The organism is Pseudomonas sp. Rh2, from assembly GCF_040762985.1.
GTDB classification, from domain to species: Bacteria; Pseudomonadota; Gammaproteobacteria; order Pseudomonadales; family Pseudomonadaceae; genus Aquipseudomonas; species Aquipseudomonas taiwanensis.
This window is the reverse complement of record NZ_CP142890.1, coordinates 2,244,663-2,257,224: the sequence shown is the minus strand read 5'-3', so window position 1 is coordinate 2,257,224 and position 12,562 is coordinate 2,244,663. Positions and strand designations below refer to the sequence as shown.

Annotated in this window: 8 protein-coding genes and 1 pseudogene; 3 read left to right on the top strand and 6 right to left on the bottom strand. The window is 62.9% G+C overall.

The window, feature by feature from the left end:
* Positions 1 to 20: 20 nt before the first annotated feature.
* Genes VXM67_RS10160 through VXM67_RS10150 form a run of 3 tightly spaced genes read right to left on the bottom strand, consistent with a single transcriptional unit; the run spans position 21 to position 3,263 of the window.
* Complete coding sequence (locus VXM67_RS10160) at positions 21 to 1,262, bottom strand: lipoprotein-releasing ABC transporter permease subunit (protein WP_023379592.1); 1,242 nt, start codon at positions 1,260 to 1,262, stop codon at positions 21 to 23.
* Between the two features lie 59 nt (positions 1,263 to 1,321).
* Complete coding sequence (gene lolD, locus VXM67_RS10155; RefSeq protein ID WP_177325244.1) at positions 1,322 to 2,005, bottom strand: lipoprotein-releasing ABC transporter ATP-binding protein LolD; 684 nt, start codon at positions 2,003 to 2,005, stop codon at positions 1,322 to 1,324.
* A gap of 7 nt (positions 2,006 to 2,012) precedes the next feature.
* Positions 2,013 to 3,263: a lipoprotein-releasing ABC transporter permease subunit gene (locus VXM67_RS10150; protein ID WP_023379590.1), complete on the bottom strand. Its 1,251-nt coding sequence runs from the start codon at positions 3,261 to 3,263 to the stop codon at positions 2,013 to 2,015.
* A 93-nt stretch (positions 3,264 to 3,356) separates the two neighbouring features.
* On the opposite strand from VXM67_RS10150, the gene VXM67_RS10145 reads away from it, so the two are divergent.
* Both VXM67_RS10145 and VXM67_RS10140 read left to right on the top strand, forming a co-directional pair.
* Entirely contained in the window at positions 3,357 to 3,941 is a 585-nt protein-coding gene (locus VXM67_RS10145) for a PilZ domain-containing protein (protein WP_023379589.1), read from the top strand.
* A 32-nt stretch (positions 3,942 to 3,973) separates the two neighbouring features.
* Positions 3,974 to 4,690, top strand: a complete 717-nt coding sequence (locus tag VXM67_RS10140) for a glycerophosphodiester phosphodiesterase family protein (RefSeq protein WP_023379588.1) — start codon at positions 3,974 to 3,976, stop codon at positions 4,688 to 4,690.
* A 51-nt stretch (positions 4,691 to 4,741) separates the two neighbouring features.
* Here the strand turns inward: VXM67_RS10140 and sthA are convergent.
* The 3 genes and pseudogenes from sthA to VXM67_RS10125 all read right to left on the bottom strand — a co-directional run.
* Positions 4,742 to 6,133, bottom strand: a pseudogene (gene sthA / locus VXM67_RS10135) (Si-specific NAD(P)(+) transhydrogenase); the annotation flags it as partial.
* Positions 6,134 to 6,337: 204 nt separating this feature from the next.
* The gene (locus tag VXM67_RS10130; RefSeq protein WP_027906771.1) at positions 6,338 to 7,336 is read right to left on the bottom strand and encodes an FAD:protein FMN transferase; all 999 of its coding nucleotides are present in this window, start codon (positions 7,334 to 7,336) and stop codon (positions 6,338 to 6,340) included.
* Positions 7,337 to 7,473: 137 nt separating this feature from the next.
* The gene (locus tag VXM67_RS10125) at positions 7,474 to 8,937 is read right to left on the bottom strand and encodes a glyceraldehyde-3-phosphate dehydrogenase (RefSeq protein ID WP_041925454.1); all 1,464 of its coding nucleotides are present in this window, start codon (positions 8,935 to 8,937) and stop codon (positions 7,474 to 7,476) included.
* Between the two features lie 167 nt (positions 8,938 to 9,104).
* Here VXM67_RS10125 and mfd point away from each other — a divergent pair, with 167 nt between their 5' ends.
* Entirely contained in the window at positions 9,105 to 12,554 is a 3,450-nt protein-coding gene (mfd, locus tag VXM67_RS10120) for a transcription-repair coupling factor (protein ID WP_104881991.1), read from the top strand.
* The last annotated feature ends 8 nt before the right edge of the window (positions 12,555 to 12,562 follow it).

Genomic DNA, 12,562 nt, shown 5'->3' with positions numbered 1-12,562 from the left:
CCCCTAGCACCAACCCGATTTCAGACAGCGAGCCCAATAGCCGGCTGCACCTGCGACGCCCGATACGCTGGGTAGATGGTCGCCAGGAAACTCATCACCAACCCCGCCGTGCAGATGATCGCCACATCCCCCCACTGCAACTCGGACGGCAGGCTGCTGACGAAGTACACATCCGAGGTGAAGATGTGCTGCCCGCTGACCCGCTCCAACCAACCGACGATCTGACTGACGTTGATTGCGGCAATCACCCCGAGCACACCGCCGATCAGCGTTCCGACGATACCGATCAGGCTGCCCTGAACCATGAAGGTGCCCATGATCTGCGCGGGCGTGGCGCCCAGGGTACGCAGAATGGCGATGTCCGGCCCCTTGTCGTTCACCACCATCACCAGTGTGGCGATGATGTTGAACGCCGCCACTGCGATGATCATCAGCAACAACAGGCCGATCATGGTCTTTTCCATCTTCATGGCGCTGAACAGGCTGCCCTGGGTGTGCGACCAGTCGTCGGCGCGGTAGGCATCGCCCAGGCTGGCGGCGATGGCCTTGGACACCTGGGGCGCGGCATACAGGTCATGCAGCTTGAGGCGCACCCCTTGGACCTGGCCCGCGGCCCAGTGCTGCATTTCGCCGGCATCGGCGACATGCATGTAGGCCTGCGAGCCATCGAGCTCGGCACCGACCTTGAAGATACCGACCACGGTCAACCGCTGCATGCGCGGGGTGATACCGCCCGGTTCCTTGCTGATTTCCGGGACGATCAGGGTCAGCTTGTCGCCGGTATTGAGACGGAAGCGACGCGCGGTCAGCTCACCGATCACCACCCCGTATTCTCCTGGCTCAAGGTCCTGCAAACGCCCCTGGACGATGTGCTGGCCGACGATGGACACCTTGCCCTCCTCGGCGGGGTCGATACCGCTGACCTGGATCGGCTGCATGGCGCCCTTGTACGACAGCATGCCTTCCATTTCCGTGATAGGCGCAGCGGCCATCACCGCAGGATTGCTCAGCGCGGCATCGGCCGCCTTGCGCCAGTCGTCCAGCGGCTGCACGCCAAGGATCGCCGCATGGGGTACCAAACCGAGAATGCGCGAGCTCATCTCGCGCTGAAAGCCATTCATCACCGACAACACCACGATCATCGCCAGCACGCCCAGGGACAGGCCGATCATCGAGGTCATGGAGATGAACGAGATGAAATGGTTGCGGCGCTTGGCACGGGTGTAGCGAGCACCGATGAACAAGGGCAAGGGTCTGAACATGTACGAAAACACCCAATGAATAAGTTGCGGGGCGGCTCAGGCCGCCCCAGGCACGCTGATCAGATCGCTACCAGGTGGCCATCGTCGAGCTTCAGCACGCGGTCCATCTGACGCGCCAGATTGAGGTCGTGGGTCACTACCAGGAACGCCGTCTTGGATGCACTGGACAATTCCTGCATCAGCTCCTGGATGCCCTGGGCGGTGTGGTGATCGAGGTTGCCGGTCGGCTCGTCGAGCATCACCAGGCCCGGGCGATTGACCAGGGCTCGGGCGATCGCCACGCGCTGACGCTCGCCGCCGGACAGCTCGGCCGGCTTGTGATGCAGACGATGGCTCAGGCCAACGCGCTTGAGCAAAGCCTCGGCGCGCTCGCGGGCCTCGGGTATGGGCGTGCGGCCGATCAGCAACGGCATGCACACGTTCTCCATGGCGGTGAACTCGGGCAACAGGTGGTGGAACTGGTAGACGAAGCCCAGTTCACGGTTACGCAGCAGGCCACGGGCACGCTCGCCCAGCGCCGACAGTTCTTCGCCGGCCAGCCAGACACTGCCTTGGGTGGGCCGGTCGAGCCCGCCCAGCAGGTTGAGCAAGGTACTCTTGCCCGAGCCGGAACTGCCGACGATGGCCACTCGCTCACCGGCATGCAGTTCGAGGTTCAACCCGGACAACACCTGCACCGACTCCGGGCCCTCCTCGTAGGACTTGCCCAGGTTGCGGCAACTCAGAACGGCTTTATCACTCATGCGCGACTCACTCATAACGTAGCGCCTCTGCAGGCTGGGTGCGGGCCGCACGCCAGGCCGGGTACAGGGTGGCGAAGAAACTCAGGACCAGCGCCGCACCGCAGACCATGTACACGTCATTGGCCTGGATCTGCGACGGCAGGTAATCGATGAAATACACATCGGCGTTGAGGAACTTGTGCCCGATCAGCTTCTCGATGCCGGCGATCACCGCGCTGACATTGAGCGCGGCGATAATCCCGACCACGGCGCCGATCAAGGTGCCGATCACCCCGATCACCGTGCCCTGGACCATGAAGATGGCCATGATCTGCCCCGGCGTGGCACCGAGGGTACGCAGGATGGCGATATCGCCGCGCTTGTCGTTGACCACCATCACCAGGGTCGAAATGATGTTGAATGCCGCCACGGCCACGATCAGCAGCAACAGCAGGCCGATCATGGCTTTTTCCATGCGAATGGCCTGGTACAGGTTGCCGTGGGTGCGGGTCCAGTCGCGGCTGTAGAATTCCTGGTCACCCAGGCGCTGGGCGATCTCCCAGGCCACGCGCGGGGCCTGGAACAGGTCGTCGAACTTGAGGCGCAGGCCCTGCACCTGGTCGGCCTTCCAGCGGTGCAGGCGCGACAGGTCGGCGATATTGGTCAGGCCCAGGTAGCCATCGATCTCGCCGGCGCCGACGTGGAAGGTGCCGACCACGGTGAAGCGCTTCATGCGCGGGAACATGCCGGCCGGCGTGACGCTGACTTCGGGGGCGACGAAGGTGAGTTTGTCGCCGATGGCCACCCCCAGCTTTGCCGCAGCCTTGTCGCCGATCATGATGCCCCACTCGCCCGGCGCCAGTTGCTCCAGGCGCCCTTGCAGGATGAAGTTGTCGATGATCGACACCTCACGCTCGCGCGCAGGGTCTATGCCATTGAGCAAAACCTTCTGCACCTTGCCATCGTGAGTCAGCAGGCCCTGCATCTGGGTGTAGGGCGCAACTGCCACCACCTGCGGATTCTGCTTTACTTGTTTGGCAAGGGCTGGCCAGTCGTTGACGGGCTGGCCGCTTTCGAGCGTGGCGTGGGGAATCATGCCCAGCACGCGGGTACGCATCTCGTGGTCGAAACCGTTCATGACCGAAAGCACCACGATCATGACCACCACGCCCAGGGCGAGGCCGATCATCGAGGTCAGGGAAATGAACGAGACGAAGTGATTGCGGCGCTTGGCACGGGTGTAACGCGTACCGATGAATGCGAAAAGAGGTCTGAACATGTCGGGGCTTGTTCGGATGAAAGGGAACGTCCTTGTGGCGAGGCGCCTACGGCGGCTTTACACTCGGACCACCGCCGCTACCATGGGTTCGCCATGACGACATTAGACGAAGAAGATCGCCGCGAATACTACCGCATCGAAGACCGGATCGCACTGGAAATCAGTCCCTTGAGCGCGGCCGAAGCCCTTGAGACAGAACTGTTGCAAGATGAGTCCCCGCTGTTCAACCTGCTCAGCGAACTGCACCTGTCCGACTTCGAGTCCCAGCACCTGCTGCGCCAGCTGAGCGAGAAGGACCGCACCCTGGCCGCCTTCCTGCGCGCCCAAAACAAACGCCTGGACCTGCTCAGCGCCGTGGTTGCGCAGACCCTGATCGGTGAAATCGGCAAGCCTCAGGCAGTGGTCATCTCCGAAGGGGGCATCGAATTCGCCCAGGCCAAGCACATCGCCCCTGGCACGCGAGTGAAGGTAAAGATGGTGCTCATGCCCCGCGCCCATGGCCTGTTGCTGCGAGGCCGGGTGACCCATTGCGATCCTCGACCGGACGGCACCTACGAGGTTGGCACCGAATTCACCGACATGACCGACGCCCAGCGCCAGTTGCTGGCCCGCTACATCCTGCAGCGCCAGCAGCAGCAACGGCGCCAGCAGCTGGAACAGAACCCACCCTCCTCCTGAGCCTGACACTCTTTTGAACTGAAGGAACGAACGTGACCCTGATCTATGGCCACCGCGGCGCCAAGGGCGAAGCACCCGAGAACACCCTGACCAGCTTCCGCCAGTGCCTGTCCCACGGCGTCACCCGCTGCGAACTGGACCTGCACCTGTCCGCCGACAACGAGTTGATGGTCATCCACGACCCCACCCTCAAGCGCACGACCGGACGACGGGGCAAAGTGGTGGAACACACCGCTGACGAACTGGTTACCTACGATGCCCGTAAAGGTGGCCCTGGCCATGTGCAGCCCTGCCCTATCCCGCGCCTGGAAGAGCTGTTCGAGAAATGCGCCTTCGAGCACTGGCAACTGGAAGTGAAAAGCGCATCGCGCACCCGCGCCGCCACCACCGTGCTGGCCATTCGCGAGCTGGCCCAGCAATACGGCATGCTGGACAAGGTAACCATCACCTCGAGTTCACGCGAAGTACTGGGCGCCGCACAGGAACTGGTCCCGGACGTGAAGCGCGGCCTGGTCGCCGAGTACGCCTGGCTCGACCCGCTGAAGGTCGCGCAGAACTACGGCTGCGAAATGCTGGCGCTCAACTGGACGCTGTGCACCCCTGAGCGTCTGATCAAAGCGCAGAACCAGGGCTTGCACGTATCGGTGTGGACGGTCAACGAGCCGGCACTGATGCGCCGGCTCGCTGACTTTGGCGTGGACAGCCTGATTACAGACTTTCCCGGTTTGGCCAAGACCACCCTCGGGTAGGGCTGAAATCGGTCTCCCCGACCGGCTCAGGCCACCGGCCGGAGCCGCTGAAAAAAGCCGGTTCAGGCCGTCGTAGGCAGCTACCCGATAGGCTTCGGCCATGGTCGGGTAGTTGAACGTGGTGTTGACGAAGTACTTCAGATTGTTCTGCTCACCTGGCTGGTTCATGATCGCCTGACCGATGTGAACGATCTCCGAAGCCTGGTAGCCGAAGCAGTGCACACCCAGGATCTCCAGGGTTTCACGGTGGAACAGGATCTTCAACATGCCCTGCGGCTCACCGGCGATCTGCGCACGGGCCATGCTCTTGAAGAAGGCCTTGCCCACTTCGTACGGCACCTTGGCCTGGGTCAGTTCCTGCTCGTTCTTGCCGATCGAGCTGATCTCCGGAATGGTGTAGATACCGGTCGGCACGTCATCGACGAAGCGCCAGCTGCCGTTGTCGACGATGCTGCCGGCCGCCGAACGGCCCTGGTCGTGGGCGGCACTGGCCAGGCTCGGCCAGCCGATCACGTCACCGGCACCGTAGATGTTAGGTACGCTGGTGCGGTAGGCCTCGTCGACCTCGATCTGGCCACGGCTGTTGACCTTGATGCCAATGTTTTCCAGGCCCAGCTTGTCGGTGTTGCCGGTACGGCCGTTACACCACAGCAAGGCGTCGGCCTTGATCTTCTTGCCCGACTTCAGGTGCAGGATCACACCGTTGTCCAGGCCCTCGACCCGCTCGTACTCCTCATTGTGGCGCACGGTGATGTTGTTGTTGCTGAAGTGATAGCTCAGCGCCTGGGAAATTTCCGAGTCCAGGAAGCTCAGTAGCTGGCCACGGTTGTCGACCAGCTCAACCAGTACGCCAAGACCGCTGAAGATCGAGGCGTATTCGCAACCGATGACACCGGCACCGTAGACGATCAGCTTGCGTGGGGTGTGGCTCAGGCTGAGGATGGTGTCGCTGTCGTAGACGCGTGGGTGGTGGAAGTCGATGTCGGCTGGGCGGTACGGGCGCGAGCCGGTGGCGATGATGATGTGCTTGGCCACCAGTTTCTCGACTACGCCGTTGGGGCAAACCACCTCGACGGTCTGCTCGTCGGCGAAGCTGCCGGTGCCGACGAAGACATCGACACGGTTGCGGGCGTAGTAGCCGGTACGCGACGCGACCTGCTTGGAAATCACTTTCTCGGCGCTCTTGAGCACGTCCGGGAAGGAGAACCAACGTGGCTCACCGATGGCGCGGAACATCGGATTGGTGTTGAACTGCATGATCTGCCGCACCGAGTGACGCAGTGCCTTGGACGGGATGGTGCCCAGGTGGGTGCAGTTGCCGCCGACCTGACGACGGCTGTCGACCATTGCCACCTTGCGCCCTGCTTTGGCGGCATTCATTGCCGCGCCTTCTCCGGCCGGGCCGGAACCCAGCACCACTACGTCGTAGTTGTAGACAGCCATGCGTACTCCTTCAGAACTGGCCCGCGGGTCACGGTGGCTCGCGGGGCTCGATCATGCCGCCGAGGCGCCATGAAAAAATTCGGGTGCAGTCTAATCAAGCGTGAACGCCGCGAACATTAACCCTTGGTCGCGTCGTAGGCTATTTTTGCCTGCACTACATGTCGTTCACCGACTCCGTGGCGCCGATCATCCGTCCTTGTGCTTTCACTCGCCTTTCACCGCACGTTCGAACGCAGGCGTAGCTCGGGAGACGAAGCCACCCTCTGCCCGAGTCACCAATACCGCCGCCAACTCATGAGCCACGGCGAAGTCCCAACCGCGCTCAGGCCCAAGAATCAACAGCAGGGTCGAATAACCGTCCGCTTGCAGGGCCGAGGCATCGAGCACGGTGACTGCCGCGAGACTGTGATCGACCGGGCGCCCGAGACGCGCATCGAAGGTGTGCGAATAGCGGCGGCCATTCTGCTCGAAATAGTGGCGATAGTCACCCGAGGTCGACACGGCAAGGCCGTTGACGGGAATGATCTGGCGGGCAATCTGGCGATCTTCACGGGGCAGTTCGAGGGCGATGCGCCAGGCACTGCCATCGGGCTTGTGGCCCACCGCCTTGAGCTCCCCGGTGGCCTCGGCGATGAAGTTGCCGATACCCATGGCGCGCAGGCGCTCGGCGATCAGGTCGACCGCATGGCCAGCGGCGATGCTGTTGAAGTCCACTTGCACCGGGGCATCCTTGCACAGGGCCTGGCCATCGATGTGCAGGTGGCGATAACCCACACGCTGGCGAGCCTGGGCCAGAGCCTGCGGGTCCGGCACCTGCTCGGCCCGGGCCTGCGGGCCGAAGCCCCAGAGGTCGAGCAGCGGCTCGACCGTAAGGTCGAAGGCTCCCGCGCTCTGTTCGGCGAGGCGCTGACCGAGGGCGACCAACTCCAGCATGTCAGGCGGCAGTGCCAAGCACTGGTTGGCCGGGAGCTGGTTGAAGCGGCTGACGGTGGAGTCGCCCCGGTAGGTCGAGTAGTGCTGGTCGACGCCCTGCAAAAGGGTCTCGACCGCTGCCTGCACCTGCGCAGGCGCCGGGCCGCCGGGTTCGCGAACGTACTGGATGCTGTAGCTGCTGCCCATGGTCGGGCCGCTCAGGCGCTCCAGGGTCGGCCCCTGGTCGCAGGCGGTGAGGAGCATCAGGATGAACAAAAGGGCTGTACGCAAGGTTGGGTTCTCGATTGCCTGCACCGACCTTATCGTCAGCCAGCTGACTGACGATAAGACCGGTACAAACACAATAAATGCAGGCCAAAAAAACGGGAACCCGAAGGTTCCCGTTTTTTCATTGCCTTACAAGCGGATCAGCGCGGAAACGCTGGCGGGTTCACACCGGCCATCTCTTCCATCACGCGAACCACCTGGCAGCTGTAACCGAACTCGTTGTCGTACCAGACGTACAGGACAACACGGTTGTCGTTGCAAATGGTGGCTTCGGCATCGACCACACCGGCGTGGCGCGAACCCACGAAGTCGGTCGAAACCACTTCCTGGGAGCTGACGTAGTCGATCTGCTTGTGCAGTTCCGAGTGCATGGCGGTCTGGCGCAGGTACTCGTTGATTTCGTCGCGGCTGGTGGCCTTTTCCAGGTTCAGGTTCAGGATGGCCATCGAGACGTTCGGCGTCGGCACGCGAATGGCGTTGCCGGTCAGCTTGCCCTTGAGCACTGGCAGGGCCTTGGCGGCGGCAGTGGCGGCACCGGTCTCGGTGATGACCATGTTCAGCGGCGCGGCGCGGCCACGACGGCTGCCCTTGTGGAAGTTGTCGATCAGGTTCTGGTCGTTGGTGAACGAGTGAACGGTTTCGACGTGACCGTTGACGATACCGTACTGGTCGTTGACAGCCTTGAGCACCGGCACGATGGCGTTGGTGGTGCAGGAGGCAGCCGAGATGATCTTGTCATCGGCGGCGATGTCGCCATGGTTGATGCCGTGAACGATGTTCTTCAGCGCGCCCTTGCCAGGTGCGGTGAGGATCACGCGCTCGATGCCTTTGCACTGCAGGTGCTGGCCCAGACCTTCGGCGTCACGCCATTTACCGGTGTTGTCGACCAGCAGGGCGTTTTCGATACCGTACTGGGTGTAGTCGATCGAGGCCGGATCGTTGGAGTAGATCACCTGGATCAGGTTGCCGTTGGCAGTGATGGTGTTGTTGGCTTCATCGATGGTGATGGTGCCATCGAACGGGCCGTGCACCGAGTCACGACGCAACAGGCTGGCACGCTTGACCAGATCGTTCTCGGCGCCTTTGCGCACGACGATGGCGCGCAGGCGCAGGCCGTCGCCGCCACCGGTTTTCTCGATCAGGATGCGCGCCAGCAGGCGGCCGATGCGGCCGAAGCCGTACAGCACGACGTCGGTGCCCTTACGCGCCGAAGCGTTCTGCTGGCCAACCACTTCAGCCAGCTCTTCACGCACGAACTGCTCGGCGCTGCGGCCGTTGCCTTCCTGCTTGAACTTGTTGGCCAGCTTGCCCAGGTCGACCGAAGCGGCGCCCAGTTTCAGCTCGCTCATGGCCTTGAGCAGGGGGAATGTCTCGTGGACGGACAGTTCGGTCTCGTCGGTTTGACGGTGACGCGCAAAGCGGTGGGCTTTGAGGATCGAGATAACCGAACGGTTGATCAGGCTACGGCCATAGATCGAGCTCACCACGTTGTTGTTGCGGTAGAGCTGACCGATAAGCGGGATCATCGCTTCAGCAAGAGCTTCACGATCGATCCACTCACCAAGACACTGGTCGGGCTTCTGAGTCACGGGAACCTTCCACATGTAGGGACAGAAAAAAGGGGCTACATTATGACGCCCCAACGCGTATCGGGCAATGAGCGCCTGTCGCCGACGCCAGAGCGAGTGTTCATGGCCTTTCGAGCCTGACAGCACGCACCGGCACCGGTACAATTGATCTCTTTGCCGCAACGCTTGGAGTGCAATCTCCCGTGTCAGTTCTGCGCCTACCGCAAATGTCGGCCACGGCCGGCAAACAAACCTGGGGCAACTTGCCCGGTGCCGCCCTCAGCCTTGCCATTGCCGAAGCCGCCAGCAACGCTGGTCGCTTCACCCTTTTGCTGACGGCCGACAGCCAGGCCGCCGACCGTCTGGAGCAAGAGCTGCGTTTCTTCGCGCCGGACTTGCCAGTGCTGCCTTTCCCTGACTGGGAAACCCTGCCGTACGACCTGTTCTCGCCGCACCAGGACATCATTTCCCAGCGTATCGCCAGCCTCTACCAGTTGCCTGAACTGGACCACGGCATTCTCGTGGTGCCGATCACCACGGCCCTGCACCGCCTGGCGCCGACCCGCTTCCTGCTGGGCAGCAGCCTGGTGCTGGACATCGGCCAGAAAGTGGATGTCGAGCAGATGCGCACGCGCCTGGAAGCCACCGGCTACCGCTGCGTCGACACCGTCTACGAGCACGGCGAGTTCGCCGTGCGGGGTGCCTTGATCGACCTGTTCCCGATGGGCAGCAAACTGCCCTATCGCATCGACCTGTTCGACGATGAAATCGAAACCCTGCGCACCTTCGACCCGGAAACCCAGCGCTCGATCGACAAGGTGGACTCGATTCGCCTGCTGCCGGCCCGCGAGTTCCCGATGCAAAAGGACGAAGTGACCCGTTTCAAGGCCCGCTTCCGCGAGCGTTTCGACGTCGATTTTCGCCGCAGCGCGATCTTCCAGGACCTCACCAGCGGCATCATCCCCGCGGGTATCGAGTATTACCTGCCGCTGTTCTTCGAAGAAACCTCCACCCTTTTCGACTACCTGCCGGACGACACTCAAGTGTTCTCGCTGCCGGGGGTCGAGCAGGCCGCCGAACACTTCTGGAACGATGTCCGCGGCCGTTATGAAGAACGCCGTGGCGACCTGACCCGCCCGCTGCTGCCGCCAGCCGAACTGTTCCTGCCGGTCGAGGACTGCTTCGCCCGCCTCAAGCAGTGGCCGCGCGTCGTGGCAAGTACCGACGATGTAGAACCAGGCGCCGGCCGTGAGCGTTTCCCCGCCCGCGCCTTGCCCAACCTGGCCATCGAAGCCAAGGCCAACCAACCGCTGGCCGAACTGGCCAACTTCCTGGACCAGTTCCCTGGCCGGGTCCTGTTCACCGCTGAATCGGCAGGCCGCCGTGAAGTCCTGCTGGAACTGCTTGAGCGCCTGAAGCTGCGCCCGGAGACGGTCGAAAGCTGGGCCGAATTCATCACCGGCAGCGAGCGCCTGGCGATCACCATCGCCCCGCTCGATGACGGCCTGCTGCTGGACGACCCTGCCGTGGCGCTGATTGCCGAGAGCCCGCTGTTCGGCCAGCGCGTCATGCAGCGCCGGCGTCGCGAGAAACGCGGCGAGGCGGCCAACGATGCAGTCATCAAGAACCTCACCGAGCTGCGCGAAGGTGCGCCAGTGGTGCATATCGACCACGGCGTGGGTCGCTACCTGGGCCTGGCAACCCTGGAAATCGACGGCCAGGCGGCCGAATTCCTGACCCTGGAATACGCCGAGGGCGCCAAGCTCTATGTGCCGGTGGCCAACCTGCACCTGATCGCCCGTTACACCGGCAGCGATGATGCCCTGGCACCGTTGCACCGACTCGGCTCCGAAGCCTGGCAGAAAGCCAAGCGCAAAGCTGCCGAACAGGTGCGCGACGTGGCGGCCGAACTGCTCGACATCTATGCCCGCCGCGCCGCGCGCAAAGGCTATGCGTTCGCCGACCCGGCCGCCGACTACGCCACCTTCAGCGCCGGCTTCCCGTTCGAGGAAACCCCCGACCAGCAAGCCGCCATCGAAGCCGTACGCGCCGACATGCTGGCCGCCAAGCCCATGGATCGCCTGGTGTGCGGCGACGTCGGCTTCGGCAAGACCGAAGTGGCCATGCGCGCAGCCTTCATCGCGGTGCACAGTGGTCGCCAGGTGGCAGTGTTGGTGCCCACTACCCTGCTCGCCCAGCAGCACTACAACAGCTTCCGCGACCGCTTCGCCGACTGGCCGGTAACCGTGGAGGTCATGAGCCGCTTCAAGTCGGCCAAGGAAGTGGCGGCAGCGGCGGCTGATCTGGCCGAAGGCAAGATCGACATCCTGATCGGCACGCACAAACTGCTCCAGGACGATGTGCGCTTCAAGGACCTGGGCCTGGCCATCATCGATGAAGAACACCGTTTCGGCGTTCGCCAGAAAGAACAGCTCAAGGCCCTGCGTAGCGAGGTGGACATTCTCACCCTGACCGCCACGCCAATTCCGCGCACGTTGAACATGGCGGTGTCCGGCATGCGCGACCTGTCGATCATCGCCACCCCGCCGGCCCGCCGGTTGTCGGTGCGCACCTTCGTCATGGAGCAGAACAAGAGCACGGTGAAGGAGGCACTGCTGCGCGAGCTGCTGCGCGGCGGCCAGGTCTACTACCTGCACAACGATGTGAAAACCATCGAGAAATGCGCCGCCGACCTGGCCGAACTGGTGCCCGAGGCACGGATCGGCATCGGCCACGGGCAAATGCGCGAACGCGAACTCGAACAGGTGATGAGCGACTTCTACCACAAGCGCTTCAACGTGCTGATCGCCTCGACCATCATCGAGACCGGCATCGACGTGCCCAGCGCCAACACCATCGTCATCGAACGCGCCGACAAGTTCGGCCTGGCCCAGTTGCATCAGTTGCGCGGCCGGGTTGGTCGTAGTCACCACCAAGCCTATGCCTACCTGCTGACGCCACCACGCCAGCAGATCAGCGCCGATGCCGAGAAGCGCCTGGAAGCCATTGCCAATACCCAGGACCTGGGCGCCGGCTTCGTGCTGGCCACCAACGACCTGGAGATTCGCGGTGCCGGCGAACTGCTGGGCGAAGGTCAGAGCGGTCAGATCCAGGCAGTCGGCTTCACCCTGTACATGGAAATGCTCGAACGGGCGGTCAAGGCCATTCGCAAGGGCACCCAACCGAACCTGGAGCAGCCATTGGGCGGTGGTCCGGAGATCAACCTGCGCCTGCCGGCGTTGATACCCGAAGACTACCTGCCCGACGTACATGCCCGCCTGATCCTCTACAAGCGCATCGCTTCGGCCGCTGACGAGGAGGGTCTGAAGGACCTGCAAGTGGAAATGATCGACCGCTTCGGCCTGCTGCCGGAGCCGACCAAGAACCTCATGCGCCTGACTCAGCTCAAGCTGCATGCCGAGAAGCTGGGCATCAAGAAAGTCGATGCCGGCCCCAACGGCGGCAAACTCGAGTTCGAGGCCGAGACCCCTGTCGACCCACTGACCCTGATCAAGCTGATTCAAGGCCAGCCCAAACGCTATAAGTTCGAAGGCGCGACCCAGTTCCGCTTCCTGGTTCCGATGGAACGCCCCGACGAACGCTTCAACACCCTGGAGGCGCTGTTCGAGCGCCTGACACCACAGCCTGCTTAAGGAATATC

Excerpts from the sequence above, each read along its gene's own strand:
- lolD (WP_177325244.1), bottom strand. The coding sequence starts at position 2,005 with ATGAGTGATAAAGCCGTTCTGAGTTGCCGCAACCTGGGCAAGTCCTAC.
- VXM67_RS10125 (WP_041925454.1), bottom strand. The coding sequence starts at position 8,937 with ATGTGGAAGGTTCCCGTGACTCAGAAGCCCGACCAGTGTCTTGGTGAG.
- VXM67_RS10150 (WP_023379590.1), bottom strand. The coding sequence starts at position 3,263 with ATGTTCAGACCTCTTTTCGCATTCATCGGTACGCGTTACACCCGTGCC.
- VXM67_RS10160 (WP_023379592.1), bottom strand. The coding sequence starts at position 1,262 with ATGTTCAGACCCTTGCCCTTGTTCATCGGTGCTCGCTACACCCGTGCC.
- VXM67_RS10145 (WP_023379589.1), top strand. The coding sequence starts at position 3,357 with ATGACGACATTAGACGAAGAAGATCGCCGCGAATACTACCGCATCGAA.